The following is a 15,560-nucleotide window of genomic DNA, read 5'->3' on the forward strand; positions in this document are numbered from 1 at the left end:
ACCCCTCCTGGTTGTGGACCGGCGCGCTCCCCACGGGCCGGTAGACCTCGTCAGTCTGCCTCAGGAAAGGTCAGGTTCCCGTCGTCCACAGGTAAGAAGTTGGTAAAGAAGTCAGCGGTGCCAGCGCAGCTCGTCGACGACCCAGGCCGCGGCGCGCCTGAGGTCGGGGTGGTCGAAGGTGAAGCCCGCCGCCGTGAGCCGTGTCGGCAGGACCCGCGCAGAGTTGAGGACCTCGCTGGCGGCCTGCCCGAGCACCAGCTTCATCGCGGCCGTCGGGGCCGGCAGGAGAGCGGGCCGGTGCAGCTCGGCGGCGAGCGCGCGCACGACCTTGGCCTGGGTGTCGGGGTGCGGGCCGGTGAGGTTCACCGGACCGGTCACGTCCGGGCGGTCGAGGAGGAAGAGCATCGCCCGCACGTGATCGTGCAGGGTGATCCAGGGCCAGTATTGCCGGCCGCTCCCCAGCGGCCCCCCGAGACCGGCGCGCGCAAGCGGCAGCAGCCTGCCGAGGGCACCGCCGCGCGGGGACAGGACGATCCCGGTGCGGATGTGGGCCACGGGGACGCCCGCCTGCTCCGCGGGGGCGGTCGCAGCCTCCCAGTCCCGGACCAGGTCGGCCACGAACCCCTCGGCCTGCGGGCTGTCCTCGCTGAGGACCGTGTTGCCCTGGTCGCCGTAGATGCCGATGGCCGACCCCGAGACCAGTCGTGGCGGCTCGTCGGCAGGGCCGTCCACCAGGCCTGCGAGGGCCCGCGAGAGCGTGTCGGTGCTGCCGACGCGCGAGCCGATCAGCTCCTTCTTGCGCTTCTCGGTCCACCGGCCCTCGAACAGGCCGGCACCGGCGAGGTTGACCGCGCCCGTCACTCCGGCCAGGACCGCCGGGTCGAGCTCCGAGCCGGGCTGCCACCGGGCCTCACGCACGCCCGGCGGAAGCTCGGTGGACGCGCGCGGGCCGCGGCGGACCAGGTGCAGGACCCGGTCGCCGCGCCCGCGCAGCGCCTCGGAGAGGGCGGCACCGATCAGGCCGCTGGAGCCGGTGATGGCCACCAGTCGGCCGCCGGACGAGGGTGTCGGTGCCGTCATGGGTCAGACCTCGAAGGTCCCCTCCTCCAGCCGCTCCTTCATCGTCATGAGGAAGCGGGCGGCGTCGGCACCGTCGACGACCCGGTGGTCGTAGCTCAGCGCCAGGTAGGCCATGTCCCGCACGGCGATCGTCTCGCCACCGTCCTCGTCCGCGACCACGACGGGCCGCTTGACGACCGCGCCCGTGCCGAGGATCGCGACATTGGGCTGGTTGATGATCGGCGTGTCGAAGAGCGCACCCCGGGAGCCGGTGTTGGTCAGCGTGAAGGTGCCGCCGGACAGCTCGTCCGGGGTGACCTTGTTGTCCCGGGTCCGCTCGGCCAGGTCCGCGATCTTGCGGGCCAGACCGGCGATGTTGAGGTCGCCCGCGTCCTTGATGACCGGCACGAGCAACCCGCGGGGAGTGTCCACCGCGACCCCGAGGTGCTCGGCGCCGTGGTAGATGATCTGGTCGTCCTCGACGCTGGCGTTGACGATCGGGTGCTCCTTGAGCGCCTCGATCGCGGCCATGGCGAAGAACGGCAGGTACGACAACTTCGTGCCCTCGCGCCGCGCGAACTCGTCCTTGACCCGCTTGCGCAGACGCGACACCTTCGTGACGTCGACCTCGACGACCGTCGTCAGCTGGGCGCTGGTCTGCAGCGACTCCACCATCCTGGTGGCGATGACCTTGCGCAGGCGCGACATCTTCTCCGTCGTGCCGCGCTTGGCCGACCCGTCGCCGGACGGGGCCTTCGCCGCGGGGGCCTCCGTGGCGGGGGCCGAGGCCGGAGCCTCCTGGGCCGGGGCCGCGGGCTCCTCCGCCGGGGCCTTCGACGCCTCCTCGGCGGCCTTGGCCGCGTCCAGGACGTCCTGCTTGCGGATGCGACCACCCACACCGGTGCCGGTCAGGGTCGACAGGTCGACGCCGTGCTGGCTGGCCAGCTTGCGGACCAGCGGGGTGACGTAGGCGCTGACGTCCTGACCGCCCTGCGGTGCCGCGGCCTGCTGCTGCTCGCGGTCCGTGGTGCCGTCGCCGTCGGCGTCCTTGTGGGAGGTGCTGCCGTTGTCGGGGGAGCGGGTGCCGATGCCGGTGGCGGTGCCGCCCTGCGCCTCCTCGCCGGAGGCGTCGCGGGTCTCGGCCTTGGTCTCCGACTCCTCGGACGCCGCCTTCTGGACCTCGACCTCCTCGCCCAGGTCGGTGTCCGCCTCGTCGGCGGCCTCCTCCTTGGCCTCGGCCTTCTCAGGCTTCTCCTCGGGCTCGGGAGCTGGCTCCTCGGCCTGCTCCTGCGGCTCCGAGCCGGCGTCGTCGGACCCACCGGAGGCCTCGCCACCGATGACGCACAGCTCACCGCCGACCTCGACGGTCTCGTCCTCACCGGCGATGATCTTGGTGAGCACGCCCGCCGCGGGGGAGGGGATCTCGGTGTCGACCTTGTCGGTGGAGACCTCGAGCAGCGGCTCGTCGACCTCGACCTGGTCGCCCTCGGACTTCAGCCACCGGGTGACCGTGCCCTCGGTCACGGACTCGCCGAGCGCGGGCATCGTCACCGTCTCGCCGCCGGAGACCTCGCCACCGCCGGACCCGGAGGACGCGGGCTTCTCCGCAGGCTTCTCCTCGGCCGGCTCCTGCGCGGGCTCCTCAGCCGGGGCGCTCTTCTCCTCAGGCTCCTCGGACGGCTCGTCCGCGGGCTCCTCGGCGCTCTCGGACGCCTCGTCACCGCCGGAGCTGTCGCCGGACGCAGCCTCGCCGTCACCGATGACGCACAGGTCGGCGCCGACCTCGACGGTCTCGTCCTCCTCGGCGAGGATCTCCTGCAGCGTCCCCGCGACGGGGGAGGGGATCTCGGTGTCGACCTTGTCTGTGGAGACCTCCAGCAGAGGCTCGTCGACCTCGACCTGGTCACCGACGTTCTTCAGCCAACGCGTGACGGTCCCTTCGGTGACGGACTCACCGAGGGCCGGCATCGATACACGTTCCGACATGTCTGTTGTCTCTCCTCGTCCGGGGCTTCGCAGTCTACGTCGTGCGGTCTTCTCAGGTCGGGCGGTATGCCGTGCCCGGCCGGTCAGGCGTGCGCGTGCAGGGGCTTGCCGGCCAGGGCCAGGTGGGCCTCGCCGAGCGCCTCGTTCTGGGTGGGGTGGGCGTGGATGAAGGCGGCGACGTCCTCGGGCAGGGCCTCCCACCCGACGATGAGCTGCGCCTCGCCGATCTGCTCGCCCATCCGGGCGCCGACGATGTGGACCCCCACGACCGGGCCCTCGGCCGAGGAGCGGACCAGCTTGATGAAGCCCTGGGTCCCCAGGATCTGGGACTTGCCGTTGCCGCCCAGGTTGTACTCGTAGGTCTTCACCCGTCGCCGTGGCGCTCCCGGGCCTGCTCCTCGGACAGCCCGACGGAGGCGATCTCGGGGTCGGAGTAGGTCACCTTGGGCACCATCTCGTCGCGTACGGGGGCCGGCTCCAGGCCGGCGATGTCCTCGGCGACGAAGATGCCGTGGGCGAAGCCGCGGTGCGCCAGCTGCGCCCCTGCGACGAGGTCACCGACCGCGCGGACGTTGCCCACGCCGGTGCGCAGCCGCTCGTCCACCTGCACGAAGCCGCGGTCGAGGGTGACGCCGGCCTCCTCATACCCCAGACCCTCCGAGGAGGGCCCGCGCCCGACCGCCACGAGCAGCAGGTCGGCCTCGAGGGTCTCGCCGCCCTCGAGCGTGAGGGTGACGAACCCGTCGGCCTGCGCGACCGACTCCATCTTGACGCCGGTGCGGGAGACGATCTTGCGCTTCTTGAAGGCGCGCTCGAGGGCCTTGCTGATCGCCGGGTCCTCCATCGGCACCAGCCGGTCCAGGGCCTCGACGATCGTGACCTCGGCGCCGAAGCTGCGCAGCACGGAGGCAAACTCCACCCCGATCACCCCGCCGCCCAGGATGATCGCGCGCCCGGGCACCTGCTCCATCCCCAGGGCCTCGTCGCTGGTCATGACCGCACCGCCGATCTCGACCCCGAGCGTGCGGGCGTAGGACCCGGTGGCCAGCACGACGTGCTCGCCGACCAGCTGCTCGTCGCCGACCGTGACGGTGTCGGGCGCGCTCAGGCGGCCCTCACCCTCGACGTAGGTGATGTTGGCCGCCGCCTTGACCAGCCCCTGGAGACCCTTGTGCAGACGACCGACGACGCCGTCCTTGTAGGAGTGGACCGCCGCCAGGTCGATGCCCTCGACGCTGGACAGGACGCCGTACTTCGCGCCGTCCCGGGCGTTGTCGGCGACCTCGGCGCTGTGCAGCATCGCCTTGGTGGGGATGCAGCCGCGGTGCAGGCAGGTGCCGCCGAGCTTGTCCTTCTCCACCAGGGCGACGGTCTTGCCCAGCTGGGCCGCGCGCAGGGCGCAGGCGTAGCCGCCGCTGCCCCCGCCCAGGATCACGATGTCGTAGCTCGTCGTCGGCATGGGGGTCATCCTGCCACGGCGATAAGGGCATGACACCCGGGCACCGGGCGTGCGAGGCTGGGCACGTCAGGACCCCGAGAGCAAAGGAGGTGGCCCATGAACGACCAGCCGGCCACGGACGACGTCAAGGCCAAGTTCCGCGAGGCCCTCCAGGAAGCAGGCCCACGGTGGCCAGGACGTCTCGGACCACTCCGAGCACGGCAAGGTCGGGGGATCCCGCCGCGCCAAGACCTCGGGGACCCAGCAGATGTTCCGCCGCAAGAGCGGCTGACCTCGTCCGGACGCCCGCGAGGGTCACCTCCTGACCCCAGGAGGTGCCCCTCGTCGCGTGCGGTGCCGCTCAGCCCGCGTAGGAGCGCGCCAGCTCGATGAGGGAGCGGACGCCGGCGCCGGTGCCGCCCTTCGGGCGGTAGCCCCACGGCGTCTTCTCGTTGTAGGCCGGGCCGGCGATGTCCAGGTGGGCCCACGGGATCTGCTGGGCGTCCTCGCCCTCCCCGCGCGTGCCGACGAACTCCTTGAGGAAGGTCGCCGCGACCATCGCGCCGGCCGAGCGCTCACCCGTGTGCTTGAGGTCGGCGACGGGGGTGTCGAGCGTAGGGCGGATCTCCTCCGGCAGCGGCAGCGCCCAGGCGGTGTCGCCCGCCTCGGTGCCCAGCCGCACGAGGCTGTCGCGCAGCTCGTCGTCGTTGCCCATGACGCCGATCGTGCGGTCGCCGAGCGCGATGATGCAGGCGCCCGTCAGGGTGGCGACGTCGACGATGGCGTCGGGCTGCTGCTCGCTGGCCAGGGCCAGGCCGTCGGCCATGACCAGGCGACCTTCGGCGTCGGTGTTGATGATCTCCACGGTGCGGCCGCCGCGCATGGTGACCACGTCGCCGGGGCGCTGGGCCAGGTCACCGGTCATGTTCTCCGCGAGGCACAGGCGGTCACCCGGACCGGGAGCCCCAGCTCGGCGATCGCGACGGTGGCCGCGGCGCAGGCGGCGGCGCCGCATGTCCATCTTCATCGTCACCATCGCGGCACCGGGCTTGATGCACAGGCCGCCGGAGTCGAAGGTGATGCCCTTGCCGACGAGCGCCAGGTGGGTGCCGGCGCCCTCCGGGGCGTAGGTGAGGGTCACCAGGCGGGGGCCGCGGGCCGAGCCCTGGCCGACCCCGAGGATGCCGCCGCAGCCCTCCTGCTCGAGGCGCTCGGGCCACCACACCTCCACCTCGACGCCGGCGGCCTGGGCGCGCTCGAGCACCTGGGCGGCGAAGGTCTCGGGGTAGAGGACGTTCGGGGGGGTGTTGACCAGGTCGCGGGCCCAGGCGACGGCGGCGGTCACCGCGGTGACCTCGGAGGTGGCGGACTCCTCCTCGGCCAGCCCCAGGACGACCGCCTCGGCCAGCGGCGCCTTGGCCGACGCCGCCTTGCCCACGCCGTGGTGATCGGCATACGTGTAGGACCCCAGGACCACGCCCTCGGCGACGGCCTGCGCCTCCTCGCGGCCCGACTGGCCGAGCGCGAAGACGGCGCTGGCGCGGCCGGCCAGCGCGCGGGCACCGGTGCCGGCGGCGCGGCGCAGCTGCTCGGTGCGCGAGGCCGGGCCGGACCCGGGCAGGCCCACGACGACCACGAGCGGCGCCTGCAGCCCCTCGATACCGGTGAGGCGGGTGGCCTCCTCGGCACCCGCCTCGGCGCCCACCGTGGACAGGGCGGCGGTGACGGCGGCGGCGACCTGCTCCTCGAGGCCGTGCCCGTCCACCAGGCTCACCTCACCGTTCGTCTTGCGCGCGGCCAGCACCAGCGCCTCGGCCTGCAGACCGGCGGGCGCTGAGTCGCTGAAGCTGACGGAGGTCGGCTGGGGCATGGGACGTCCTTGTCGTTCGGGGTCAAGAGTTGGCAACCCCGAGCGTAGGACACCGGCCCGACAGTAGGCTGCCCGGCATGAGTGAATCCGCGTCGAAGGTGTCCCCCCTGCACGAGAAGCACGTGGCCCTCGGGGCCAAGATGGCCGACTTCTCCGGCTGGCAGATGCCGATCGAGTACGCCACGGGCGGTGTCGCCGAGCACCACACGGTGCGCAACAACGTCGGGCTCTTCGACGTCTCCCACCTGGGCAACGCCCTGGTCACCGGGGAGGGCGCCAAGGACTTCCTCAACACCTGCCTGGCCAACGACCTCGACCGGATCGAGCCCGGCAGGGCGCAGTACACCCTCTGCCTGGACGAGGACGGCGGGGTCGTCGACGACCTCATCGCCTACCTGCGCAGCGACGACGAGGTCTTCCTCATCCCCAACGCCGCCAACAACGCCACCGTCGTGCAGATGCTGCAGGACGCCGCGCCGGAGCACATCACCGTGGAGAACATCCACGAGGACTACGCCATCCTGGCGATCCAGGGCCCCCGGTCCGACGAAGTCCTGCAGGCGATGGACCTGCCGACCGGCCATGACTACATGAGCTTCGTCGACACGCGGTGGAACGGTCGGCCGGTGTCCGTGTGCCGTACCGGTTACACGGGGGAGCGGGGTTACGAGCTGGTCTGCGACGTGGCCGATGCCTCCGACCTGTGGGACGCCCTGGTGGAGGAGATGGCCAGGCACGACGGCACGCCGTGTGGTCTGGCCGCGCGGGACACCCTGCGCACCGAGATGGGGTACGCCCTGCACGGCAACGAGCTCTCCCGGGAGATCACCCCCGTGATGGCCCGCACCGGCTGGGCGGTCGGCTGGAAGAAGGAGAGCTTCTGGGGCAAGGAGGCGCTGAGCGCCCAGCGCGAGGCCAAGGAGTCGCGCCTGTCCAACGGTCTGCTCGTCACCGGCCGCGGGATCCCGCGACCCGGCTGCACCGTGCACGACGCCGACGGCACGGAGATCGGCGTCGTGACCTCCGGCACCTTCAGCCCGACCCTGAAGCAGGGCATCGCGCTCGCGTTGCTCGACCGTGGGGTCGAGGAGGGTCAGGCGGTCACGATCGACGTGCGGGGCCGGAAGGTCGAGGCCGAGGTGAAGAAGCCGCCCTTCGTCCAGGGCGGCGCCTCCTCCTGACCGCCTGAGGTATGGAGCGCCCCGGCGGTGCCGGGGCCGCTCAGCGCCCGACGACGGGGGCCGAGCTCAGGTCGAGGACCCGCCCGGCCAGCACGACGTGCACCCCGGTGGCCACCGCCGAGAGTCGGCAGTTCACGTCGGCCAGCAGGTGGGCGAAGAGCCGGTCCCGGGGCTCGTCGGACCAGGTGAGCCCACTGGCGTCCTCGCTGACCAGCACGACCTCGAAGGGCAGGGCCTGGGCGGCCACCGCGAGCTCGTCGGCGAGCCCGTCGATGAGGGCCTTGGCGCCGGCCGGGTCCTCCCACAGGTCGTGGTCGTCGAGCTGACCGCGCAGCCATGCCCCGACGCAGTCGATGAGGACGGGGTTGCGCGAGCCGAGCAGGGCGCGGGTGAGGTCGCGGGTCTCCTCGGTGCGCCAGCCGGCCGGCCGTCGCTCCTGGTGCATCCGGATGCGGGAGCTCAGCTCGGGATCCACGTCCTCGCCCGGGTCCGGGCGGGTGGCGACGTAGGTGACCCGTTCGTGCCGTCTGAGCAGGTCCTCGGCGTGCCGTGACTTGCCGCTGCGCGTGCCGCCGAGCACCAGGGTCGTGGTCATCGCGGAACCCACTCCTCGTCGAAAGTTCGCCGGCGCGGGTCGGTTCGGGGGACGTTCGGGCAGGGGGACCCGCGCTCGTGCTGGGAGCATACAAGGCGACGGCGGGGGAGCGGTCGCGAGGGCGACAGCTCCCCCGCCGTCAGCGGCGGGTCGGTCGCCGGGTCAGCGACGGCCGCCCAGGATGCCGCCCAGGACGTCACCCAGGATGTTGCCGGAGCCGGCCTGGGGGCGCTGCCCGGTGGCGCCGCCGAGGGCCGAGCCGAGGACGTCCTGCAGGACCGAGGTCATGTCCATGCCGCCGTCCTGCCGGGCGTCCGACTGGCGGGGAGCAGCCTCACCCTGCCCGAGCGCGCCACCCGGCTGGTTGACGCCGCCGGCACCGTCGCCCTGCGGGAAGGACGCGCGCCCTCCGGTACCGGCCCCTGCGCCGGTCACCTGCTTGGCCAGCCAGGAGAGCACGATGGGCGCGAGGATCGGCAGCAGCTTGCGGACCAGGCCGCTGGAGGCGCCACCACCGATGCCACCGAGCTGGTTGACGATGGAGTCGGTGTTGCCGCCGAAGACGTGGCCGACGATCTTCTCGCCGTCCTGGGTGTCGATCCGGTCCACGGAGGGGTTGTCCGCGAGGTCGTCCTGGTGCTGGCCCAGGGCGTCGAGCAGGGACTCGGCGCCGGGGCGGCTCTGGGCGTTGGCGGTGAGGCCGCCCAGGAGCGCGGGCAACGAGGCCTGGACGGCCTGGCGGGTCGCCGCCGGGTCCTCCCCGAGCTGCTGCGCGATCTGCTCGGTGGGGATGGCCCTCATCAGCTGGTCGATCATCGTGTTCTCTCCGATCTCCGGCCCCGGGTGGGACCGGCGCTGGTTCCGAGACTAGGCCACCGAGGGGTTCCGGTCCTGGTGACGACGGCAAGCTGCGCACCGGGATGCCTCTGTGGGTGGTGGCGCCTAGGGTGGCCGGCATGAGCGACAGCTACACATGGACCTACGCCCGGCCCGACGGTGAGATCACCGACCTGGGGCTGGCCGCCGTGCAGTTCCCCACCCAGGCCGAGGCCGAGGCCTGGCTGTCCGAGGAGTGGACGACCCTCGCGGACGCGGGCGTGACGGAGGTGACGCTCCACCGGGACGACGAGGTGGTCTACGGGCCGATGAGCCTCTCGCCGGCCGACTGAGGGGGCCGCCTCAGCGGCGGTGCAGCTCCGCGCCCCGCTCGACGGCGGGCCGCGGCACGCGGCTCATCCGCATCTGGAAGGAGCGCAGGACCACGTACCACGCCGACCCCTTCGGCGGCTCCTTGTCGAAGGCGGCGACGAAGCGCTTCTTCGTGCGGCGCCACAGCAGCCAGCAGTCGATCACGGCGTAGAGCATGAGGCCGTAGGCGGCCAGGAAGCTCCAGACCCGCATCGCGTCGAAGGGCAGCAGCGACAGGGCCAGCACGACGAGCATGATCGGGAGCAGCAGCTCGCCGACGTTCCACCGCACGTCGACGGCGTCGCGCAGGAAGCGTCGCTCCGGGCCGCGGTCGCGGGCGGGGAGGTACTTCTCCTCGCCGGCCATCATCGCCTCGCGGACCCGGCCCCGCTCGGCGCGCATCCTGGCCTTGTCGTCGGCGGTCATCGACTTCTTGTCGACGACGAGGGGGCGCCGGTTGGCGGCCTCGGCCTCCTTGCGGCGCGGCGTCGGCCGGCCCTTGCCCTGCGGACGGGACGGGTCGGCCGGGGCGACGGTGGCCCCGGAGCTGAGCCCGGCGGAGGTGCCCTGCCCGTCGGCGGGCGCGGTCGACTTCTTCCACAGCGGCATGGCTCCAGTGTAGGTGGCGCCCCGGGCTCACCCGACCGCCCGCTCGCGCCCCGACTAGGCTGAGGCGTTGTGGAAGACGCATCGACCAACCCGTCCGCCGGCACCGACCGGACCGCCGAGCTCGCCGCCCGCGTGCGTGACCTCATGCCGGGCGTGCGCTCCGACCTGGAGGCGCTGACCCGCATCCCGTCGGTCTCGCTCGACTCCTTCGACCAGCAGCACGTCGAGGACAGCGCCGCCGCCACCGCCGACCTGCTGCGCGCCGAGGGGCTGGACGTCGAGATCGTCCGCGAGGGCGGCCGGCCCGCGGTCATCGGTCACCTGGCCGCGCCGGAGGGGGCGCCCACCGTCCTGCTCTACGCCCACCACGACGTGCAGCCACCCGGGGACGACGCCGACTGGGACACGCCCGTCTTCGAGCCCACCCAGGTGGGGGAGCGGCTCTACGCCCGCGGCGTCGCCGACGACAAGGCCGGGGTGATGGCTCACGTCGCGGCACTGGGGCCCACGGCGGCCGCCCGCCGGTGGGGGTCACCGTCTTCGTCGAGGGGGAGGAGGAGGTCGGCTCGGCCTCGCTGCCCACCATCCTCGAGCGGCACGGCGACCGGCTCGCCTGCGACGCCATCGTCCTGGCTGACTCCCACAACTGGAAGATCGGCGTCCCGCCCTGACCACCACCCTGCGCGGACTGGTGCGCGTCGTCGTGGAGGTCCGGGCGCTCGACCACGGCGTCCACAGCGGGATGTACGGCGGCCCGGTCCCGGACGGCCTCACCGCCCTCTGCCGACTGCGGCCACCCTGCACGACGACGCCGGCGACGTCGCCGTCCCGGGCTGATGAGCTCGGAGGCGGCCGACCTCGACTACCCGAGGAGGACCTGCGCTCCGACTCCGGCCTCGCTGAGGGCGTCCAGCCCATCGGCACCGGCTCGTTCCTGTCCCGCATGTGGACAAGCCGTCGATGACGGTCATCGGCATCGACGCGCCGTCGGTGGAGAGGGCCGCCAACCTGCTCACTCCCGTCGGCCGGGCCAAGCTGTCGATGCGGATCCACCCCGAGGAGTCGCCGGGGACCGCATACCTCGCGCTCAGGAAGCACCTGGAGGACAACGCCCCCTGGGGCTGCCAGGTCAGCGTCACCCTCGACGACGACGGCAGCGGATTCGCCGCGGACGCGCAGGGGCCGGTGTATGACGCGGCCCGGGCCGCCTTCCGCGACGCCTGGGACGGGGTCGAGCCGGTCGACATCGGCGTCGGCGGGTCCATCCCGTTCGTCGCGGCGTTCGCCGAGCGGTTCCCCGACGCGGCCATCCTCGTGACCGGGGTCGAGGACCCCGACACCGCGCGCACGCGGCGAACGAGAGCCTGCACCTGGGCGAGTTCGAGCGCGTCTGCCTGGCCGAGGCCCTCCTGCTGGAGCGGCTGTCCACGATCGAGAAGGAGGGCGTATGAGCGAGGGACAGGGCACGAAGGGCGGCGGCTACGTCAGCGAGGGGGGAGGGTACGAGCGCAAGACCGCTACATCCCTGAGCGGATCACCGCGACGGCCGCGACGGCTTCCCGGTGGAGCCCGGCCGCTACCGGCTGGTGGTCTCGCGGGCCTGCCCGTGGGCGCACCGCGCCATCCTCACCCGCAAGCTGATGGGGCTGGAGGACGTGCTGTCGATGGGGGTCGCAGGGCCGGTCCACGACGAGGACTCGTGGACCTTCGACCTCGACCCCGGCGGCGTCGGACCCCGTCCTGGGCATCCCGAGGCTCAAGGACGCCTACGACGCCCGCCCCGACGGCTACCCGGAGTCCGGCGTCACCGTGCCGGCGATCGTCGACACGACGACCGGGCAGGTGGCAACCAACGACTTCCACCAGATCGTCAAGGACCTGGTCACCGAGTGGACCGACCACCACCGGCCCGACGCGCCCGACCTGTGGCCGAGGCACTGCGGGAAGAGATCGAGGAGGTCTCCGACCTCGTCTACCAGGACGTCAACAACGGGGTCTACAAGTGCGGCTTCGCCGGGTCGCAGGAGGCCTACGAGGAGGCCTACGACGCGCTCTTCGCCCGCCTCGACTGGCTCTCGGAGCGGCTCGCCGGCCAGCGCTACCTCGTCGGCGACCAGCTCACCCTGGCCGACGTCCGCCTGTGGCCCACGCTGGTGCGTTTCGACGCGGCCTACCACGGGCACTTCAAGTGCAACCGCCAGAAGCTGACCGAGATGCCGGTGCTGTGGGCCTACGCCCGCGACCTGTGGCAGACCCACGACTTCGGCTCGACGGTGAACCTTGAGCACGTCAAGGCGCACTACTACGCCACCCACCTCGACATCAACCCCACCGGCATCGTGCCCAAGGGCCCGGACACCGCCGGCTGGGAGCAGCCGCACGGGCGCGAGTCGCTCGCCTGAGCCGAGCAGGTATGCCGAGAGGCCCGGTCCAGATGGACCGGGCCTCTCGGGTGGTGCAAATCAGTCAGCTCACGGCGCGGTGGTCTGGCTCGCCTCGTCCGTCTTGCTGGCGTCGGTGGAGGGCTCGACCGGCGTGATGGACTCAGTCTTGGCGGTGTCGCTGCCCGAGGGTGCGACGGTGCCGGTCTCGGCGTCTGAGGCGGGGACTGCACCCGGGGGCGGTGGCTCACAGTTCACGCACGGCGGTGTGGCTTCTGCACTGAACTCGATCGTGCCCGACCCGGACAGTCCGCTTTCGGAGGTCCACGTGTAGGTGCCGGTTCCGTAAATCGTTCCGTTCGCACTGTCGGGCTCACCTTGGATGGCCAGGTCGACGATCTGACACTGGGGGACCGTGCCGGTGTACTCGATTTCCAGCGGGTTCGGACTGACAGTCCACGGCGTAGATGGCCCGCCGTTAAGAGAGACTGCAACGTTCTCGAAGGTGATCGATACATCGCTACGGACATTCGTGCAGACGCGCGTGCGGATGACGTAGCCCTTGGTCACGCCGGTCTCTCGCTGGCACGAGGCGCCAGGCAACTTGCAGGCGATGCCGAGGTTCTCGAACCAGACTTCCTGCGAGGCCGCCATCGCCGGGGCTGCGCCAGCCACCGCGACGACGGGCACGCTCCACGCGGCCCCCTTGACGAGTGTGCGGCGGGACGGGCCGCGTGAGGTGGTGCTCATCTGTGTGTCTCCCCTTGCTGTCTTCCTGCGGTGAACCTGCTTGCGCACACGGGTATGCGCCCACGGTCACTGTAGCGGCATACCCAGGAGGCGTAAACCCGGATGTGCTATGGGGTGTGTCACGTGTCGGCAAAACGGGTGGGCGCGTCCCGTAACCTTGCTCCTCGTGACCAGTGACACCCAGCTTCTGGACGATCCGGCGACCGGCGACGCGCTCGCCGACTCCACCTCCGACGCCTCCCTGCAGCGCAGCATCGCGCGCAGCGCCCAGATCGAGGCCGACCTCGAGGTCCACCCCGAGCGCTACCGCATGCTGACCGGTGACCGCCCGACGGGACACCTGCACCTGGGCCACTACTTCGGGTCGCTGCGCAACCGGGTGGCGCTGCAGGACAAGGGCGTGGACACCTTCGTCCTCATCGCGGACTACCAGGTCATCACCGACCGGGACGAGGTCGCGAGCATCCAGGAGCGCGTCTTCTCGCTGCTCGCCGACTACCTGGCTGTCGGCCTGGACCCGGCGCGGACGACGGTCTTCACGCACTCCTCGATCCCCGCCCTCAACCAGCTCATGCTGCCTTTCCTGTCGCTGGTCACCGACAGCGAGCTGCGCCGCAACCCCACCGTCAAGGCCGAGCAGGAGGCGACCGGCGGCCGGCCGATGAGCGGGCTGATGCTGACCTACCCCGTCCACCAGGCCGCGGACATCCTCTTCTGCAAGGCCAACGTCGTCCCCGTCGGGAAGGACCAGCTGCCCCACCTGGAGCAGACCCGCGTCGTCGCCCGCCGCTTCGACGAGCGCTACGGCCGCGCCGGCGACCGGAGCGTCCCCGTCTTCCCCGCCCCGGACGCGCTGCTCTCCGAGGCCCCGAACCTCCTCGGCACCGACGGCACCAAGATGAGCAAGTCCCGTGGCAACACGATCGAGCTGCGGATGTCCGCCAACGACACGGCCAAGGTGCTGAAGAAGGCTGTCACCGACTCCGACCGCCACATCACCTACGATCCGGCCGCCCGCCCCGAGGTCTCCAACCTCGTCCAGCTCGCCGCGCTCACCACCGGCCGGGACCCGCTCGTCATCGCCGAGGAGATCGGCGACGGCGGCTCCGGCGCCCTCAAGAAGCTCGTCACCGAGGCGGTCAACGAGCACTTCGCGCCCATCCGGGCCCGCCGCGCCGAGCTCGAGGCAGACCAGGCGCACCTGCGCTCGGTGCTGGCCGACGGGAACGCCCGCGCCACGGAGATCGCGGAGGCCACCCTCGCCGAGGTGCGCGAGGCCATGCAGATGGTCTACGGCTGACCGACTCCTCATATATAGGTATGCCGCACCACCCCGGAGCCGCACGCGGACCCCGCGTCGTCGTGGTCGTCGACCGGCCGGGGACCGGTTGCCCGCCGGGATCGCCGAGCAGGTCGCGGGGGGGTGGGCGGCGAGCGCCCCGCACGTGCAGGTCGGGGCGTTCTCCTCCCACGACGGCGGCGCCGGCTTCGCGGCCGTGGTCGCCGAGCGTCTGGGCGCAGCCCTGCACCCGGTGGTGGTCCCCGGACCCACCGGGGCCGACGTGCCCGCCGCGGTCGCGGTGGTGGGGGACGCCGAGGGTGGCACCGCATACCTCGACACCGCGCAGGTCGCCGGCCGCCACCTCGTGGGCGCCGACCGCCTGCGCGACCCGGACGGTATGACGAGCGCCGGCGTCGGTCGGCTGCTCGCCCTGGCGCGGGGGACGGGGGTGCGGCGCGTCGTCGTGGGCGTCGGACCCCTGGCCTGCCACGACGGTGGCGCCGGTCTGCTCGCCGCGCTGGGAGCGGGGGCGGACCTGACCGACCTGCGGGCGGTCCGCGACGACTGGGCCGGGACCCAGCTCGTGCTCGCGTCGACGACCGAGTCGCCCCTGCTGGGCTTCTCCGGTGCCAGCGCCTCCCTCGGGGAGCTCGGCGTGGCTCCCGAGGTGACCCAGCGGCTCGAGACCGCGATGGGTGACGTGGCCGACCGCGTCAACGCCGTGCTGCCGCCCGCGCGCGACCTGCTCACCGGGCTCCCCCGCCGGCCGGAGCGGGCGGCCGGGGCCGGTGCCGGGGGAGGGGTCGGCTACGCGCTCCAGCTGCTCGGCGCGCGCACCGACACCGGTGCCCGGCTGCTGCTGGACGAGCTCGGCATCCGCCCGCTGCTGCCGGGGTCGCTGCTGGTCCTGGTCACCGACGCCTACGACCACCACACGGTCCACGAGGGCGTGGTGGCCGAGACGGCGCGCGCAGCCCTGGAGACGGCGACCCCGACCGTCGTCCTGGCCCGCGAGGTCGCGGTCGGACGACGCGAGGGTATGTCGCTCGGCATCAGCGGCTCCTACGCCCTCCGCCCCGGGGAGGACCTCGCCGCGCTTGCCGGCCGGGTGGCCCGGACCTGGACGCCCGCACCGCCAACGACCTGAGCCGCCCCCGACCGCCTGAGTCGACACAGCCCGGTGACGTACCCTGTCCTGAGCGGGAACATTCGGGCCTGACC

General features: G+C 72.4%; 12 protein-coding genes and 2 pseudogenes. 6 read left to right on the forward strand and 8 right to left on the reverse strand.

The genetic code is table 11. From position 1 onward, the window contains the following. Nucleotides 1–111: 111 nt before the first annotated feature. From E3Z34_RS06030 to E3Z34_RS06045, 4 genes and pseudogenes are all read right to left on the reverse strand, one after another. Nucleotides 112–1,080 carry a TIGR01777 family oxidoreductase gene (locus tag E3Z34_RS06030; RefSeq protein WP_134772882.1) on the reverse strand — a complete coding sequence of 323 codons (969 nt, stop codon included), beginning with the start codon at nt 1,078–1,080 and terminating at the stop codon, nt 112–114. A 3-nt stretch (nt 1,081–1,083) separates the two neighbouring features. After that, entirely contained in the window at nt 1,084–3,045 is a 1,962-nt protein-coding gene (gene sucB, locus E3Z34_RS06035) for a 2-oxoglutarate dehydrogenase, E2 component, dihydrolipoamide succinyltransferase (protein ID WP_134772883.1), read from the reverse strand. A gap of 83 nt (nt 3,046–3,128) precedes the next feature. After that, nucleotides 3,129–4,513: pseudogene (lpdA, locus tag E3Z34_RS06040) on the reverse strand (dihydrolipoyl dehydrogenase). Between the two features lie 331 nt (nt 4,514–4,844). Next, nucleotides 4,845–6,353, reverse strand: coding sequence for a leucyl aminopeptidase family protein (locus E3Z34_RS06045; RefSeq protein ID WP_238695378.1), 1,509 nt, complete (start codon nt 6,351–6,353; stop codon nt 4,845–4,847). Nucleotides 6,354–6,430: 77 nt separating this feature from the next. On the opposite strand from E3Z34_RS06045, the gene gcvT reads away from it, so the two are divergent. Beyond that, nucleotides 6,431–7,534 (forward strand): glycine cleavage system aminomethyltransferase GcvT, encoded by a 1,104-nt coding sequence (gene gcvT / locus E3Z34_RS06050; RefSeq protein WP_134772884.1) that lies wholly within the window; start codon nt 6,431–6,433, stop codon nt 7,532–7,534. Between the two features lie 40 nt (nt 7,535–7,574). On the opposite strand, the gene E3Z34_RS06055 is transcribed toward gcvT, so the two are convergent. Together E3Z34_RS06055 and E3Z34_RS06060 are read right to left on the reverse strand one after the other, a co-directional pair. After that, nucleotides 7,575–8,129 (reverse strand): bifunctional adenosylcobinamide kinase/adenosylcobinamide-phosphate guanylyltransferase, encoded by a 555-nt coding sequence (locus E3Z34_RS06055; protein WP_158288614.1) that lies wholly within the window; start codon nt 8,127–8,129, stop codon nt 7,575–7,577. A gap of 162 nt (nt 8,130–8,291) precedes the next feature. After that, nucleotides 8,292–8,945: a DUF937 domain-containing protein gene (locus tag E3Z34_RS06060; RefSeq protein ID WP_202977034.1), complete on the reverse strand. Its 654-nt coding sequence runs from the start codon at nt 8,943–8,945 to the stop codon at nt 8,292–8,294. A gap of 140 nt (nt 8,946–9,085) precedes the next feature. Between E3Z34_RS06060 and E3Z34_RS06065 the strand changes: the two genes are divergently transcribed. Further along, nucleotides 9,086–9,298 carry a hypothetical protein gene (locus tag E3Z34_RS06065; protein WP_134772886.1) on the forward strand — a complete coding sequence of 71 codons (213 nt, stop codon included), beginning with the start codon at nt 9,086–9,088 and terminating at the stop codon, nt 9,296–9,298. Between the two features lie 10 nt (nt 9,299–9,308). On the opposite strand, the gene E3Z34_RS06070 is transcribed toward E3Z34_RS06065, so the two are convergent. Continuing rightward, nucleotides 9,309–9,926, reverse strand: a complete 618-nt coding sequence (locus E3Z34_RS06070) for a DUF3043 domain-containing protein (RefSeq protein ID WP_134772887.1) — start codon at nt 9,924–9,926, stop codon at nt 9,309–9,311. A gap of 144 nt (nt 9,927–10,070) precedes the next feature. Here E3Z34_RS06070 and E3Z34_RS06075 point away from each other — a divergent pair. Together E3Z34_RS06075 and E3Z34_RS20120 are read left to right on the forward strand one after the other, a co-directional pair. Next, nucleotides 10,071–11,377 (forward strand): annotated as a pseudogene (locus E3Z34_RS06075) (M20/M25/M40 family metallo-hydrolase). Nucleotides 11,378–11,851: 474 nt separating this feature from the next. Continuing rightward, nucleotides 11,852–12,328 carry a glutathione S-transferase C-terminal domain-containing protein gene (locus E3Z34_RS20120; RefSeq protein ID WP_420818978.1) on the forward strand — a complete coding sequence of 159 codons (477 nt, stop codon included), beginning with the start codon at nt 11,852–11,854 and terminating at the stop codon, nt 12,326–12,328. A gap of 69 nt (nt 12,329–12,397) precedes the next feature. Here E3Z34_RS20120 and E3Z34_RS06085 read toward each other — a convergent pair whose 3' ends face one another. Beyond that, entirely contained in the window at nt 12,398–13,057 is a 660-nt protein-coding gene (locus E3Z34_RS06085) for a hypothetical protein (protein WP_134772888.1), read from the reverse strand. A 166-nt stretch (nt 13,058–13,223) separates the two neighbouring features. Here E3Z34_RS06085 and trpS point away from each other — a divergent pair, with 166 nt between their 5' ends. Both trpS and E3Z34_RS06095 read left to right on the forward strand, forming a co-directional pair. Continuing rightward, entirely contained in the window at nt 13,224–14,357 is a 1,134-nt protein-coding gene (gene trpS / locus E3Z34_RS06090) for a tryptophan--tRNA ligase (RefSeq protein ID WP_238695379.1), read from the forward strand. A gap of 88 nt (nt 14,358–14,445) precedes the next feature. Then, a complete protein-coding gene (locus E3Z34_RS06095) occupies nt 14,446–15,486 on the forward strand; it encodes a glycerate kinase (RefSeq protein WP_158288615.1) in 1,041 nt (346 codons plus the stop codon). Nucleotides 15,487–15,560: the final 74 nt, after the last annotated feature.

This window comes from Ornithinimicrobium flavum (assembly GCF_004526345.1).
GTDB classification, from domain to species: domain Bacteria; phylum Actinomycetota; class Actinomycetes; order Actinomycetales; family Dermatophilaceae; genus Ornithinicoccus; species Ornithinicoccus flavus.

Excerpts from the sequence above, each read along its gene's own strand:
- E3Z34_RS06085 (WP_134772888.1), bottom strand. The coding sequence starts at position 13,057 with ATGAGCACCACCTCACGCGGCCCGTCCCGCCGCACACTCGTCAAGGGG.
- E3Z34_RS06070 (WP_134772887.1), bottom strand. The coding sequence starts at position 9,926 with ATGCCGCTGTGGAAGAAGTCGACCGCGCCCGCCGACGGGCAGGGCACC.
- E3Z34_RS06045 (WP_238695378.1), bottom strand. The coding sequence starts at position 6,353 with ATGCCCCAGCCGACCTCCGTCAGCTTCAGCGACTCAGCGCCCGCCGGT.
- E3Z34_RS06065 (WP_134772886.1), top strand. The coding sequence starts at position 9,086 with ATGAGCGACAGCTACACATGGACCTACGCCCGGCCCGACGGTGAGATC.
- E3Z34_RS06055 (WP_158288614.1), bottom strand. The coding sequence starts at position 8,129 with ATGACCACGACCCTGGTGCTCGGCGGCACGCGCAGCGGCAAGTCACGG.
- gcvT (WP_134772884.1), top strand. The coding sequence starts at position 6,431 with ATGAGTGAATCCGCGTCGAAGGTGTCCCCCCTGCACGAGAAGCACGTG.
- E3Z34_RS06060 (WP_202977034.1), bottom strand. The coding sequence starts at position 8,945 with ATGATCGACCAGCTGATGAGGGCCATCCCCACCGAGCAGATCGCGCAG.
- E3Z34_RS06030 (WP_134772882.1), bottom strand. The coding sequence starts at position 1,080 with ATGACGGCACCGACACCCTCGTCCGGCGGCCGACTGGTGGCCATCACC.
- sucB (WP_134772883.1), bottom strand. The coding sequence starts at position 3,045 with ATGTCGGAACGTGTATCGATGCCGGCCCTCGGTGAGTCCGTCACCGAA.